Source organism: Paenibacillus sp. YSY-4.3 (genome assembly GCF_054767475.1).
Map to the genome: position 1 here is coordinate 369,260 of NZ_BAABMC010000003.1, position 14,743 is coordinate 384,002.

The 14,743-nt window shown below is 51.1% G+C and carries 16 protein-coding genes; all 16 read right to left on the reverse strand.

Annotation, left to right across the window (positions count from 1 at the left end; translation table 11 throughout):
* Positions 1-52: 52 nt before the first annotated feature.
* Positions 53-460, reverse strand: coding sequence for an Asp23/Gls24 family envelope stress response protein (locus ACYUJT_RS12520; protein WP_460322419.1), 408 nt, complete (start codon positions 458-460; stop codon positions 53-55).
* A 113-nt stretch (positions 461-573) separates the two neighbouring features.
* On the reverse strand, positions 574-1,917 hold the full coding sequence (gene accC / locus ACYUJT_RS12525) for an acetyl-CoA carboxylase biotin carboxylase subunit (RefSeq protein WP_460322421.1): 1,344 nt from the start codon (positions 1,915-1,917) through the stop codon (positions 574-576).
* A gap of 64 nt (positions 1,918-1,981) precedes the next feature.
* A complete protein-coding gene (gene accB / locus ACYUJT_RS12530) occupies positions 1,982-2,482 on the reverse strand; it encodes an acetyl-CoA carboxylase biotin carboxyl carrier protein (protein ID WP_460322423.1) in 501 nt (166 codons plus the stop codon).
* A 170-nt stretch (positions 2,483-2,652) separates the two neighbouring features.
* Complete coding sequence (locus ACYUJT_RS12535; RefSeq protein WP_460322426.1) at positions 2,653-3,438, reverse strand: SpoIIIAH-like family protein; 786 nt, start codon at positions 3,436-3,438, stop codon at positions 2,653-2,655.
* 68 nt (positions 3,439-3,506) lie between these two features.
* Positions 3,507-4,151, reverse strand: coding sequence for a stage III sporulation protein AG (gene spoIIIAG, locus ACYUJT_RS12540; RefSeq protein ID WP_460322428.1), 645 nt, complete (start codon positions 4,149-4,151; stop codon positions 3,507-3,509).
* A gap of 15 nt (positions 4,152-4,166) precedes the next feature.
* A complete protein-coding gene (spoIIIAF, locus tag ACYUJT_RS12545) occupies positions 4,167-4,958 on the reverse strand; it encodes a stage III sporulation protein AF (RefSeq protein ID WP_460323296.1) in 792 nt (263 codons plus the stop codon).
* A 24-nt stretch (positions 4,959-4,982) separates the two neighbouring features.
* Entirely contained in the window at positions 4,983-6,143 is a 1,161-nt protein-coding gene (gene spoIIIAE / locus ACYUJT_RS12550; RefSeq protein ID WP_460323299.1) for a stage III sporulation protein AE, read from the reverse strand.
* A gap of 53 nt (positions 6,144-6,196) precedes the next feature.
* The gene (gene spoIIIAD, locus ACYUJT_RS12555; RefSeq protein WP_460322430.1) at positions 6,197-6,586 is read right to left on the reverse strand and encodes a stage III sporulation protein AD; all 390 of its coding nucleotides are present in this window, start codon (positions 6,584-6,586) and stop codon (positions 6,197-6,199) included.
* Between the two features lie 11 nt (positions 6,587-6,597).
* Positions 6,598-6,801, reverse strand: a complete 204-nt coding sequence (gene spoIIIAC, locus ACYUJT_RS12560; protein ID WP_055107680.1) for a stage III sporulation protein AC — start codon at positions 6,799-6,801, stop codon at positions 6,598-6,600.
* Positions 6,802-6,865: 64 nt separating this feature from the next.
* Positions 6,866-7,384, reverse strand: coding sequence for a stage III sporulation protein SpoIIIAB (spoIIIAB, locus tag ACYUJT_RS12565; RefSeq protein ID WP_460322433.1), 519 nt, complete (start codon positions 7,382-7,384; stop codon positions 6,866-6,868).
* Positions 7,377-8,378 carry a stage III sporulation protein AA gene (gene spoIIIAA, locus ACYUJT_RS12570; protein ID WP_460322436.1) on the reverse strand — a complete coding sequence of 334 codons (1,002 nt, stop codon included), beginning with the start codon at positions 8,376-8,378 and terminating at the stop codon, positions 7,377-7,379. Before spoIIIAA ends, spoIIIAB begins: the two co-directional genes overlap by 8 nt.
* Before the next feature lie 105 nt (positions 8,379-8,483).
* The gene (locus tag ACYUJT_RS12575) at positions 8,484-8,750 is read right to left on the reverse strand and encodes a YqhV family protein (RefSeq protein ID WP_460322438.1); all 267 of its coding nucleotides are present in this window, start codon (positions 8,748-8,750) and stop codon (positions 8,484-8,486) included.
* 135 nt (positions 8,751-8,885) lie between these two features.
* A complete protein-coding gene (locus tag ACYUJT_RS12580; protein ID WP_460322440.1) occupies positions 8,886-11,306 on the reverse strand; it encodes a glycogen/starch/alpha-glucan phosphorylase in 2,421 nt (806 codons plus the stop codon).
* A gap of 186 nt (positions 11,307-11,492) precedes the next feature.
* Positions 11,493-12,746, reverse strand: coding sequence for an aspartate kinase (locus tag ACYUJT_RS12585; RefSeq protein WP_460322442.1), 1,254 nt, complete (start codon positions 12,744-12,746; stop codon positions 11,493-11,495).
* Between the two features lie 279 nt (positions 12,747-13,025).
* Positions 13,026-13,583, reverse strand: a complete 558-nt coding sequence (gene efp, locus ACYUJT_RS12590) for an elongation factor P (protein WP_460322445.1) — start codon at positions 13,581-13,583, stop codon at positions 13,026-13,028.
* A gap of 80 nt (positions 13,584-13,663) precedes the next feature.
* Entirely contained in the window at positions 13,664-14,740 is a 1,077-nt protein-coding gene (locus ACYUJT_RS12595) for a M24 family metallopeptidase (RefSeq protein ID WP_460322448.1), read from the reverse strand.
* Positions 14,741-14,743 lie beyond the last annotated feature (3 nt).

Below are 14,743 nucleotides of genomic sequence, written 5' to 3' on the forward strand. Positions count from 1 at the left end.
TAAATTATAGTAAACCCCTGACGGAGATCGTCGGGGGTTCTTAGCATGATCATTATTTCACCCTATGGCTCAGTTCCGTCTCTTCACTTTTCTCAGCCGCCTTAAAAATGACGTCGTGAATATGTACGTTAACCTCAACCACAGTCAGTCCGGTCATCGTTTCGATCGAACGCTTGACGTTGTGTTGAATCTCCGTTGCAACCTCAGGCAAGCGGTTGCCATATTCCACGATAACGGATACGTCAACAGCCGCCTCGCGCTGACCGACTTCAACCTTCACGCCTTTGGACAGATTCTTTCTGCCAAGCAGCTCAACAATGCCGCCTGCGAATCCGCCACTCATGCCGGCAACGCCTTTGACTTCAACCGTAGCCAGCCCGGCGATTACTTCAATAACCTCGGGTGCGATTTGAATTTCTCCGATATCTGTACGTTCAAATTCCGTAGGCAATGTACTCATTACTCATCATCCACCTCTCAATAAGTTTGACGAAACCTCATGACAAAGAGGCTGGCCACTTATTATAAATACTATATCATTTCAGGATCATTATGACAAACAGTCAGCGAATTCTAAATCTCATTTTCTTCCAAAAACTTAATGTCGAAATCGCCCCGGATAAACACCGGATGATCCAGCAATTTTTGATGGAACGGGATGGTCGTATGAATACCTTCGATCGCGAATTCGGCCAGGGCACGCTTCATTTTAGCGATCGCCTCCTCGCGGGTCGGCGCCCAAACGATCAGCTTGGCGATCATGGAATCGTAGTGCGGGGAAATGGTATATCCCGGATAAGCAGCGCTGTCCACACGAACTCCAGGTCCGCCAGGTGCCAGGTAGAAACCGATCTTGCCCGGCGACGGCATGAAATTACGGGAAGGATCCTCTGCATTGATCCGGCATTCGATCGACCAGCCGTTAATGACGACATCCTCCTGTTTGAAGGATAGCGGATTGCCTTCAGCGACGGAGATCATTTCCTGAATCAGGTCGAAGCCAGTAATCATTTCGGTTACCGGATGCTCTACCTGGATGCGCGTATTCATCTCCATGAAGTAGAATTGGCCGTCGGGACCGAGAAGGAATTCCAATGTCCCCGCCCCTGAATAATTGACGGCAAGAGCTGCACGCACGGCCGCTTCGCCCATTTCCTGACGCTTCTCGGGACTGAGCACCGGACACGGAGCCTCTTCCACCAGCTTCTGGCGTCTGCGCTGCACGGAGCAATCGCGCTCTCCCAAATGAACGGCATTGCCATGCTTGTCCGCAATAATCTGGATTTCAACGTGCTTCATGCCCGTCAAAAATTTCTCCAAGTATACACCGGCGTTGCCGAAAGCCTTTTGTGCTTCCTGCTGCGCCATCGTAATTTGCTGAATCAGCGACGCTTCGTCCTCGGCCAGACGGATTCCCTTGCCTCCGCCGCCCGCAGTCGCTTTAATGATGACTGGATAACCGATATCGCGCGCGACCATAACCGCTTCATCCAGATCGTCAACCAAGCCGTCGGAGCCAGGGATGACAGGGACGTTTGCGCTCTTCATCGTTTGCTTCGCCACGGACTTGTCACCCATTTTCGTAATGGCTTCCGGGGAAGGGCCGATAAAAGTAATGTTGCAGGAATCGCAAATCTCTGCGAAATCCGCATTCTCGGCCAAGAAGCCGTAACCCGGATGAATCGCATCGCATTCCGTCAGCGTCGCAATGCTCATCAAGTTCGTAAAATTCAAATAGCTGTCTTTGGACAAGGTCGGTCCAATGCAGTAAGCTTCGTCTGCAAGACGGACATGGAGCGAATCCTTATCCGCTTCGGAATATACGGCGACGGTGGAAATGCCGAGCTCCCGACAAGCGCGGATAATCCGCACGGCGATTTCACCGCGATTTGCAATCAATATTTTTTGAAATTTCACTGATTTCCCATCCTCCTTGGAAAGCTAGATAAGACCCTTCAACAAGGCCTCTTTCAACCGTAGCTTATTCCGGCTTCACCAAAAAGAGAGGCTGTCCGTATTCTACGAGCTGCCCGTTCTCTACGAGAATATCCACGATCTGGCCTTTTACTTCCGCCTCCAGCTCGTTCATCAGCTTCATCGCTTCAATAATGCAGACAGTCGTCTTCACGCCTACCTTGTCGCCTACGTTTACAAAAGGGTTTGCATCCGGTGAAGAAGCTCTATAGAATGTTCCAACCATAGGGGATACAATCTTATGTAGGTTAGCATCTGCAGCTGCGCTGTCCGCGCCCTGTGCCGCAGCCGGAACCTGAACATTGTCCGTAGCGGCAGGAATCGCCTGCTGAGGTGCTGCTACGATTTGGGTTGCGCTAGGCACTACCGCCGGTTGAATATGCACAAGCTCGCTTTTTCCTGGCTTGCGAATACATAGCCTTGTACCTTCGTTTTCGATTTCAAGCTCATGAACCGAGGTTTTATCCACCAGCTCGATCAGCTCTTTGATTTCATTTAATTTGAACATATTTTTTCTTCACTCCTTCAGCTTTTTCGCAAAGCTCGGGCCTTTTCGCATCATAACTTTATGTATTATATCACAATCGATCAAAATGGAAAGAGTCCAAGATTCCCTTGGACTCTTCGGCTTCAATCGACAAATGAATAATTTTAATGCGAGGAATTAAGGCAGACGCATTATTGCGAAACATACTGTACTTTGACTTTATCCTGGGATACGCCAAGCTCTTTGATCACCATATCGACGATGCTTACGGCCTCCTTCACCTGAAGCTTTTCGCTGATGACGACGACCCGGTAGCTATCGTTATCCTCGGTCACTACCGCATTCGCATACTGCTGCTGAAGGCGTTCTTCGATATCCATGATTTTAGCTTCCTTTTCTTCTAGCGCGCCCAACTGCTGCTGGGCCATCGTCGCTTCATCCAGCGTTTTCTTGTCATCGTTCATCGTTTGCAGAAGCTGCTCCTGCTTTTTCATGTTCTGCTCGGCGCGGTCCATTTGGTAAGCGGTCAAGGAATCTCTCGTCAAAATTCCCTCCGACTCTAGCTTTTTGAGCACATCTTCATCCTTGACGCTTTCGGAAGCATTGTCCTTGTCCGCCGCCTGCGGCTGGCTGCTCTTCTGCGCATTATCGGCCGCCTCGCTGTTATTCGCCTCCATGCTCCGGGAAGCGTCCGCCCCCTCTTTGTTCGTTGCGGCTTGATCCTTGCCGGTAATGTCCTCCTTCGCAGCCTCTTCACCCGCAGCAACCTCGGAGACGACAATATCGTCATCCGACAATGCGCTGCCTTCGACGACAGCTTCATCGCCGGCGGCCTGCTCCATCATCGTAACCTGTTTACCGTCGGTTGTTTTCGGCTTATTCATCCCTGTGTCTTCAGTAAATAAATAATAAGCCGAGAGAATGACCATCAAGCTGAGCATAGAGACTAGCCAAATTGTCTGTCTTTTCGATTTCATTGTTTTTCCTCCTAGAATAAATGTTTTTGATTTTGGTTATTTTTAATTATTTTTAATAACATTGCCATTTACTGTGATTGTTTCCTAGGGACGACGGAAATCCGGTATGCAGGCACATTCAGTCCCTTCTCAACCGCATCGACGATCAGGTTTTTGACGGTTTTGTTTTCAGCTCCCCTGGCCACGATGAGAACGCCGCGAACTTTCGGCTTGATCTTTTTAGTGATAATCGGCTTTTCACTGCCAGATTCTTCATTTGTGACGATTTGCCCATCGCGGGTGTACTGCGTAATATGACGTTTTCCTCCGTCCTTGTCATTTTCTTCAGTCAACTGCTGCGTGTCTTTCGTATTGCGGCCAATGATCAATTCCTCCGTGGAATCAACCGTGACGAGAACGTCAACGGAGCCAACACCGACGATTTTCTCTAGGATCTCTTTCGTTTTGTTCTCCAGCGACAGCTCGATCGCATCGAAGCTGCCTTCGCCCCCGCCATGATCGGGCAGCGCGGACGTCAGCATCTCTTGTCCTCCGGGGGGCTCCCTCCCCGCACCGCCTGTGTCAATCTGCTTCACATTAACGAAAGAATTAAACAGCATAATTGCGACGCCGATCAACCCCAGTATAATTAGCATCCGGTATGCATTTACCTTCTTTTTTCCTTCCAAACCGCGCCCGATCAGCGACTCCAGCTTCTTCCACCAATTCAGCATCAATACCCCCCCTTGCTACTTCATATTTTCCGGTATGACAACATGAACGATCTCTTTCGGGATTCCCCAGTCACGAGCCAGCAGTCCGGCGATTTGTCGGCTTAGTCCGCTTGAACCCGTTTCTGGGGGATTCTCTGTCCTTTCTCTGGCCGTATCACTTGTTCCGATATCTTTATCGCTGCCTCTTTCGGCTAGGACGGGAATGCTGTTATCGTCTCCGTGCTCCTGAGGCTTTACCTCAATGCGCACAGGCTCCACTGGCGCAATAGCGATCTTTGCCGGATCATCCCGACTCTTATTGTCCTGGCCCTCTATGCGGGGAAGCCCCTGCCCTTGCTCTTGCTCCTGCTCCTGCTCCTGCTCCGCCATATATACTTCTATCGCCGAGATAGCCGGCTCTGTATCGTTCTTGTCCGTCTCCAGCCGGACCGCCACCCGCTGCACAGACTGACCGGTTTCCCGCTCGATTTGATCCTTCATTCGTTTGGCCGCTTCCTCGCTGGCCCATTGTATCGCCTCCTGCTGCCTTTGCATTCTCATTTGCTCCCCTTGCCGCAATATTTCCTCGGTACCTGCCGTCTGCAGTTCCCCACTTCCGCTGTCGTCCATAAAGGCCATCTCTAGCCTCCGTTCGGCATCCGGGGCGAACAACCGCATCACCGGCGTGATTAGCGTCAGCAGTATAAGCAGGCTGACCACCAGCTTCACATATCTTTCCATCGAACGATTAGGAAGCAGCAGATCGATAAACGTTGCTAGGAGTACAACAAAAATAATATCCTTCAGCCAATCCGCCAGCCAGGTCATCAAGAAATCACCACCACATCTCTTCTATCTCATCATCACCGTCACATTGCCCGCAGTTAACGTAATCGTGATGGCGAGAAAGAACATCAATCCTACTGCGGCAAGGGCAGCGAATACGTAGATCATACTTTTCCCGATCGTCTCTAGGCAGGACACGATCGGCGTTTCGCCAAGCGGCTGCATAACAGCTGCCGATAAATTGTATATGAGCGCCAGCGTCAAAATTTTAATGGCGGGAAAAGCGCATAAGAACAGCAGAATAATCACTCCAACGAGGCCGATTGAATTTTTGACGAGCAGAGAGGCCGAAATAACAGTATCTGTAGCATCGGCAAAAACCTTGCCTACAACCGGAACGAAATTTCCGGTCAAATACTTGGCCGCCCGCAGCGTCACGCCGTCTGCAACCGAACCAGTAATCCCTTTCACCGAAATGACGCCGAGAAAAACTGTCAACATTACGCCGAGCAGAGTCATGCTGATCGTGCGCAGCAGATTGGCAAGCTGCGTCAGCTTGTACTTCTCCGATAAGGAGCTAACGATATGAAGAACAGCGGAGAAGAACAGCAGCGGAAACACGATCGTATGCACGACCGTTCCTACGGTATGCACCATAAATACGACGAGAGGGTGCGTGACAGAGACGGTGACCACATTGCCCATCGAAGCAAGCAGCGTAAACAGCAGCGGCACCATCGCCATCATGAAATCAATCATGCCGCGGATGGCCTCCGTAGCATACGAAATCGCGACATGAAAGCTGTTGATCGCCAAAATGAGAATGACCATATAGCAAATCGCGTAGGCGACTTTGCTGACTTGCTTGCGTTCAAAAGCAGATTGAAAGGTTTCCAGAATCGAGCTGAATACTGACAGGAGAACGATCGTCGCCAGAATATGGCCGTTGTACAGCACCTCATGCCACATATATTTCAACAGCCCCGCCAAGCCTGACTTGACGCTAAATGAATCTCCGTTCGGGTCCTGGAGCAGCATATCCATGAAAGAAGGCATTTTCTGATCCGGAAAAAAACCGCCGTATTCCTTCATCAACTGCTGCCAATAGGTTTCCACCTGATCCGTAGGCAGTTCCTCCGCCTGCTTCTTCATCCATCCGTCACCGGGTTCCGCTGCGAGAATCGGGATAGGCCATAACAGGACGAGACTGAGGACGAGCATAAGCATCGATCGTTTGCGCCAATTGAATATCTTCTTGTTCATCATCTGTCCCCATTTCATTAAGCAGGCAGCATCCTCATGACGGTCTCAATAATGATGCTGATGATCGGAATGGCCAATACCATAATGAGTATTTTGCCGGCAAGCTCAATTTTGGACGCGATGCTCTCTTGTCCGGCGTCTCTTACGATCTGGGCCCCGAACTCGGCAATGTAGGCGATTCCGATAATTTTCAGGATCGTCTTGAGGTAGATCATCTGCACACCGGAGGATTCGGCCAATCTCTCCAGCACCTCGATGATTCCGCCGATTTTGCCTGCCAAATACATAAAGATCATGATGCCCGTGGCAACTGCGATTAGAAACGCAAACATCGGCTTCTGTTCCTTTATGGTGAGGATGAGTATGGTGGCGATCAATCCCAAGCCTACGATCTGGATCATTTCCACTGCCGTATCACCTACTGGAATAAAAAGATCGATTTAATTTCCTGAAAGAGATTGTCCAGCAATCGGATAACCATAAACAGCACGACGACGAACCCGATCACGGTCACCCAATGCGCCATGTCCTCTTTGCCCATTTGCTTGAGCACCGTGTGTATCATGGCGATAATGATGCCAATACCTGCAATTTGAAATATGGCATTCACTTCTAAGTTCATTGTTTTGGCACCTCACGATCATTTTTGCAGCGACAATTCGTCGGCGATGAGAGGGTAGTCGCAATTAATAGAGCAAAATGACGATAAAAGCCCCGCCTAGCAATCCCAAGCTCCTGCACATCTTTTCATAACGGGCTTGCTCTTCTCGGGCGGCCTGCTCCTCGCTCTCCAATTGGCGGACGGCTGTCGCGATATGCCCCAGCTGATTCGCCCGGTCGCTTGTCCCTAAAGTGAAACCGAGCTGATGCATGACCTCTTTCTCCGACGCCTTCATGGCGGTATGCTTCCATCCCGCCTCGATCGCATGATGCAGACTTTGCTGAGCCGTCCAGTTCAGCGGCGGGTTCATCCTACGGGCTGCATCCTCAAACAGGACCTTGATCGGCTCGCTGCTCTGATCCGCAATGCGCTGCATCGCTTCGGGCAACGGTGTGAAGCCATAAATAATTTCCGTTTCCAGCCGTTTCAGTGCCAGAATGAGCCTTCTGACCTGATTGGGACGACTCGCATACTGCCCCGCCTTCACCAAGCCGGCCAGCGTGGCGGCAAGAAGCACAAGGGCCGCGCCAAGCATCTTAACCATATCGCTCCCTGCCCTTCGCACCGAGTCCCGATTGGTCGATGCCCCTTCGCTTGCCGTCCCAGAGGCGATAGGAAAGCCCCCCTTCACTGCGGCTAAGGACGGCATACATCTCAAAGAACGGCGGGTCAGCCAGCTTAGATAGGGCAGGCCTCAGGGATAGTTCGTTTACATCGGAGCCATGTGCGGTGGCGATCACCTTGACTCCCGCATGCAAAGCTTCAGCAAGAGCATCCGCATCCTCCGGACGGCCGATTTCATCGACGATGATTACATCCGGGGACATGGAACGGAGCATCATCATGATGCCTTCCGCCTTGGGGCAACCGTCCATGATATCGGTTCTAGGACCAACGTCAAAGCTAGGGACCCCCTGCTTGCTGCCAGCGATCTCAGAACGCTCATCGATAATGCCGACTTTCAGGCCTGGCCATTTTGCCTCCGGATGCCCCCAGGCTCCGCTACTGATCCCCCTGGCCAAATCGCGAATCAAGGTCGTTTTCCCCTGCTGAGGGGGCGACAGGATCAGCGTATGAAAGATGGTCCTATGCTTGAAATCAAGAAGCTGGGGCAATATCCGGTCGCCGATGCCCAGCACCTCCCTTGCGATCCGTATATTGAACCCGCTGATGTCCCTTAAATGCTCGACCCTGCCTCCGCTCAGCACGGTTCTGCCGGCAAGTCCGATTCTATGGCCCCCGGCAATCGTGATAAAGCCTTTGCGAAGCTCCTCCTCCATCGTATACAGCGAATGATTCGTTATTAAATCCAGGAGCCGGTTGCCTTCCTGCTTGCCTGGCTTATAAGCGGCGGCCGGATCGTCCGTCAGTTCGCCTTCCGGGGTCAGGTAATAATGCCGTCCGGAGGCGTTAACTTCCAGCGGCCGTCCCTCGCGGATGCGGATTTCCTCAAGCCCAGAGAACAATGCAGGCGGCAGCTTAAGCAGCAAGGAACGGATTTGATCGGGAAATACAGTTAACCAGCTAGGGTTGCTCATCGTTTGTACCCCCAAGAACTTCTCTTGATTTGCGGAATTCTATGTCTTAGCTTGTGTCATATCTCATGTGTATGCCTGTACTTTGTCTTTATGACGGGAAATCTATCATTTCTTCAAAATGCCGATTAAGAGACACGTAACACCGCAGCCGATCCAAATCATTTTGCTCCATGACAGCTTATCCGCCATCCCGGCCAGTCCGATAGCCGTCGTTAAAAGAAGAACCACAGGACCTACGAACGCAAGCATTGAGTTGACTGCCAAAGCTTTGTCCACGCGCCCTAGTTTCAGCATAAGTAAGGCAGCAACGATCTCGATCGAGCCAGAAATCACCCGTATGGTTGCCATGCTGGTCACGAATTTATCGAGCATAGCCGGATAACAACCCCCTTCTTGTCCATGTCTCTCTTACCATATGCCCCTTCATCTCTTTTTATTTGCAAAAAATAGAAAGAAGACCCCCATAAAATATGGGGGCCTTACGGATAGGATGTGCTATTTTCTTCTCTAGGGAATCAAGGGCTCAATCTGCCAAATGCCCGTAGCGTATTGCTTAATCGTATGATCACTCGAAAACTTGCCAGAATGGGCGATATTGAGCACGGATTTCTTTAGCCAGTCCCGCGCATTGCGGTAAGCCAGATCAATTCGCAGATGGGCCTCTACATAACTGGCAAAATCCTTAAGCACAAAAAATTCATCCTGATGGTGCAGCACCGATTGGTAGACAGACTCGAAATCCTGGCCTTTCGGACAGAATCGGCCCGGATGAATCAATTGATCCATCACTTCTTTTACCCGTGAATCTACGTCGTAAATATGCCATGGCGAGTATTCGCCGCTCTGATTGTATTCCATGACCTGCTCTGCTCGCAAGCCAAATAGAAACATATTATCATCGCCCAGCATTTCGTGCATCTCCACGTTGGCTCCATCTAAAGTACCGACCGTCAAGGCTCCGTTCATCATAAATTTCATATTCCCGGTTCCCGAAGCCTCCTTGCCTGCCGTGGAGATTTGCTCGCTGACATCGGCTGCGGGAATCAGCTTCTCGGCCAAGGATACAGAGTAATTCTCCAGGAAAACAACCTTCATTTTATCCCGGACCGTCCGATCCCGGTTTACCGTGTCCGCTACCGTGTTGATCAATTTAATAATATTTTTCGCCAAATAATATCCCGGGGCGGCCTTGGCGCTGAACAGGAACGTCCGCGGAGTAATATCGACTGATGGATTATCCTTCAGCTGGTTGTATAAGTGCATCATATGCAGCACATTAAGCAGCTGACGCTTATAGGCATGCAGCCGTTTGGCCTGGACGTCAAAGATCGAATCGGGATCGATGCTGATGTGCAGCCTTTCCCGCACGTATTTCGCAAGCCGCAGCTTGTTCCCCCGCTTGATCTCGTGCAGCTTCTCCAGGAAGCCGCGGTCCTCGGCGTATTTGATGAGCCCGATCATTTCTCTCGGCCGCGTAATCCAGCGCGAGCCGATAGCCTCGGTAATGAGCCTTGATAGTTCCGGGTTGGCGTGCATCAGCCATCGCCTGTGGGAAATGCCGTTTGTTTTGTTGTTGAATCTCTCTGGATACAGCTCGTAGAATGTCTTCATCTCGCGTTTTTTCAGTATTTCGGTATGAAGGGCAGCCACGCCGTTAACGCTGTAGCTGCCGGCGATGGCTAAATTGGCCATCCGGATTTGATCGCCGTACACGATGGCCAGCTGCGAAATCCGATCCTGATCCCTCGGATAGCGTTCCAGGAGCTCCGCGCAAAAGCGTTTGTTCAATTCCTCGATAACCATAAAAATACGCGGCAGTAATTGCTTTACCATAACAGCGGGCCATTTCTCCAGCGCTTCGCTCAGCGTAGTATGGTTCGTATACGAAACCGACCGGTTCGTAATGTGCCACGCTTGCTCCCAGGAGCAGCCCCTCTCATCCAGCAGAATCCGCATGAGTTCTGGAATCACAAGCGTAGGATGCGTATCATTGATATGTATCGCTGCTCTATCCGGCAGACACTCGATCGGAAGCTCCAGCTTGTCGAAAGTTCTCAATATGCTCTGCAGGCCGGCAGAGCATAAGAAATACTGCTGTTTCAGACGAAGCAGCTTGCCCTCAAATTCTGAATCGTCCGGATAGAGAAATTCGGATACGGATTCGACCGAACGGTAATAATTCAAATAATTATAGTAGCTGCCGTTATTGGGTTTAATGGATCCTTTCGCCGGCCGGGCGCTCCAGAGACGCAGTGTATTAACATGGCTGGAACCGCTGCCGATGACCGGGATGTCATAGGGAATGGCCCAAATGCTCTCGCAGCCTGCCAATTCGAAATGCAAACGACCGTTTTTTTCCGACATATGCACCTCGCCGCCGAAGCGCACCTCCACCTTCTTATCTTCCCGGCAGACCTCCCACACATTCCCCCGCTGCAGCCAGTAATCGGGGAGCTCCACCTGGTGTCCGTCAACGATTTTTTGCTCGAACAAGCCGTAGCGGTACCGGATGCCGCAGCCGTGGCCAGGCAGCTGCTGCGCAGCCAAAGAATCAAGAAAACAGGCAGCCAGGCGCCCTAGGCCTCCGTTGCCTAGCCCCGGATCGCTCTCCTCCTCCTCTGCGGCCTCCAAATCAAAGCCCAGCTCACGAAGGCCGTCACGCACAAGCTCCAGTACGCCAAGGCTAAGCAAATTGTTCCCGAGCTGCCGGCCGATCAGAAACTCCATAGAAAAGTAGTACACTTGCTTGGCTTTCTCCGCCTTCAGTTTTTGGTTCGTATTCGCCCAATCCTCGCCGATCCTTTCCCGGATCATGATTCCAAGGATCCGGTATACATCCGCATCTGTAGCCTGAGAGACCGGCTTCCCCAGCTGGCTGACCAGCTCTTTCCTGAACATCTCCTTGAAGCTCTCTTTGTTATCGAACACGTCTATGTTCCTCCCTATGCAGCATTTCCTTCAGGTAGGCATTAAAACCTATACCTTATGTTTAAACTGACGGGAGCGATAAAATAACAAAAATAATAATTTATCATTATAAAAAAGACCGCCTCGCTTGCAGAATCATCTGCAGCGAAGCAGTCCCCTCATTTGTATTTCTATGAGCTAATCGGTTTAGCGGCGATCCTGCGGTCCGCCGACGAACACTTGACTTTCGGTATCCAGGCCGTAAGCGGTGTGCAGAGCCTTGACCACTTCATTGAGCTTTGCTCCCTCGATGACGCAGGATACTTTAATTTCCGAGGTGCTTACCATCTTGATGTTGACCTCCTGCTTGGAGATGACATCGAACATTTTCGCCGCTACGCCCGGATGGCTGACCATGCCTGCGCCGACGATCGACACCTTGACCAAGCCTTCTTCCGAAGTGACTTCATCGAATGGCAGGCTGCCGCGAATCCCGTTAATCACTTGCAGCGCCTTCTCCAATTCTGTCAGGGATACGGTGAAGGAGAAATCCGCCTTGCCGTTCTGTACGCCACTTTGAACGATGATGTCTACATCTATTTTTGCCTCTGCTAAAGAGCCGAACACCTGGGCTAATACTCCCGGGATATGGGACACGCCCAAAATGCTGATTCTCGCTACATTTTTATCATAAGCTATACCGCTGACTACTACACCTTGCTCCATTTTCACTTCCTCCTTAACAAGCGTACCCTCATTATGATTAAAGCTTGAACGAACGACGAGACGAACATGATTATGCTTCGCATACTCCACCGCACGCGGATGAAGCACAGCGGCTCCCAGGTTGGCCAGCTCCAGCATTTCATCATACGATATTTCCTTCAGCTTGCGGGCGTTCTTGACGATCCGCGGATCCGTAGAGTAGATTCCGTCCACGTCCGTGTAAATTTCACAATAATCGGCAGAAATGGCCGCTGCCAAAGAGACCGCGGTCGTATCCGAGCCTCCGCGTCCGAACGTCGTAATCTCTCCGTCCTCGCTGATTCCCTGGAAACCAGCTACGACGACGATATTCCCTTCGTCCAGTGCCGCTTGCACCCGCTGCGGCTGAATATCGGTAATGCGCGCTCTGGAATGTTCTTTATCCGTACGGAAACCAGCCTGCCAGCCGGTGAATGCTACGGCCTTGCGGCCCAGCGCATGAATCGCGATCGATAGCAGCGAAATCGAAATCTGCTCGCCGGTCGTCATCAGCATATCCATTTCACGCAAAGGCGGCTCTTTGCTGAGCTGCTTCGCCTGATCAATTAAATCATCCGTCGTATCTCCCATGGCGGACACCACGACTACAACCTGATGTCCCTCATCCTGCTTCTCGGCGATGCGCCGGGCTACGCGCTGCATCCGTTCCGTATCGCCGACAGAACTTCCCCCAAACTTCATCACAAATAAAGCCAAAATCAGACCCTCCCAAAAAGTAGACTCTCCTATTCAAAAGCACAGTACGGCTATGAATACACGATGAATTCGAATTAGAATCGCTATCGCTGCAAACTCAAGCAGTAACGCTTTAAACCAGTATAATACGAAAGAGCTGAATTAATCCATTGCTTTTCACGGCAATATTCGAAGTTTTCGTCATATTTCCCGAGCCAAATGAATCCAAAAAAATTCCTCCACTCGGAAAAGAGTGGAGGACGGCGCTGCCTTCTGCAAGGCTTGCATGTAGCGTGAACTTTACGCGCGGGAAATGTACTTGCCTTCGCGAGTGTCAATCAGAAGGACATCATCCTGATTAATGAACAATGGAACCTGCACGTTGAGGCCAGTTTCCAGCTTGGCATTCTTCGTGGCGCCGGTAGCCGTGTTGCCTTTAATGCCTGGCTCGGATTCCACTACGCGCAGCTCTACGCTGTTCGGCAAATTAATTCCGAGAATTTCGCCTTGGTAGCTGACGATTTTCACGTTCATATTTTCCTTCAGGAAATTCAGTTCCCATTCCAATTGGTCAGAGGACAATGTGAATTGGTCATACGTTTCATTATCCATGAAAGTATGGTCTTGTCCACTGGCGTACAAATATTGAACATCGCGGTTCTCGATCAGCGCTCTGCTCACGTTCTCACCGGCACGGAATGTTTTTTCAACCGTATTCCCGTTGCGGAGATTTTTCAATTTAGAGCGCACGAATGCAGCCCCTTTACCCGGCTTTACGTGCTGGAACTCCTGTACCGTATAAATATCACCTTCGAATTCGATGGTCAGGCCTGTTTTAAAATCGTTAACTGAAATCACAAATAGAACCTCCTATAGGATCAAATAAGTTGCATAACTACTATATGATAATAAAAATTACCCAATTTTACAGCCGTGCATTAACAATCAATGACGGTAAAATCCTTGCTCGATTCCGTCAGCCTGCGGCAGCCGTCTTCTGTAATGACGACATCGTCTTCAATCCGGACCCCGCCGAAGCCCGGTATGTATATGCCCGGTTCGACGGTAACGACCATTCCCGGCTGCAGAACATCATCGCTCAGCTTGGACAAGCGCGGGGCTTCATGCACTTCCATCCCCAGCCCATGGCCTGTGCTGTGGCCGAACTGCTCGCCGTAGCCGTACCGCGTAATAATGTCGCGAGCCAAAGCATCCGCTTCGCGTCCGGTCATGCCGGGACGGAGATGCGCTAGCGTATGCAGCTGCGCTTCTAGCACGATGTCGTAAATTTCGCGATGCTTGGGCGAAGGCTTGCCGAGCATTATCGTTCGCGTAATGTCCGAGCAATAGCCGTTCAGCAGCGCGCCGAAATCCATTTTGACAAATTCGTCTGCGCGCAGGACGCGATCGCTGGCTACCCCATGCGGCAGAGCCGAACGCTCGCCCGAAGCCACGATCGTATCGAAGCAGCTGGAAGTCGCGCCGTTCTTGCGCATGAAAATTTCGATCTCCAGCGCCATCTCCCGCTCCGTGACGCCCGGCCGCAGCACCTTCAGCATATGCATATATGTCTGGTCGGCCAATTCCGCTGCCTGCTTCATCAGCGCAAGTTCGTGATCATCTTTATAGATGCGCAGACCTTCAACCAGACCGGCTGAAGGAATCAGCTTGACCGGCTGCAATTCCTGTTCATATGCCCGGTAGGTGGAGAACACGACGTTCTCTTCTTCGAACCCGAGCTCGCTGATCTTCTGCTCAGCCAGCAGCTCCTTCAGCGTCTTCGCCACGGATGAGCCATGCTCCACGATTTCGAAGCTCGCCGCTTGTTCGGCTGCCTGCGTCATATAACGAAAATCCGTTAACAAATAAGACTTGTCCAGCGTAATCAGCACATAGCCGGACGAACCGGTAAAACCCGTCAAGTACTGCCGATTAACAGCTCCGGTAATCCATACTGCTTCCAAGCTCTTCAGCTTCATGGCTTCCCGAAGGCGGTTCACTCTTGAATTCGCCATTAT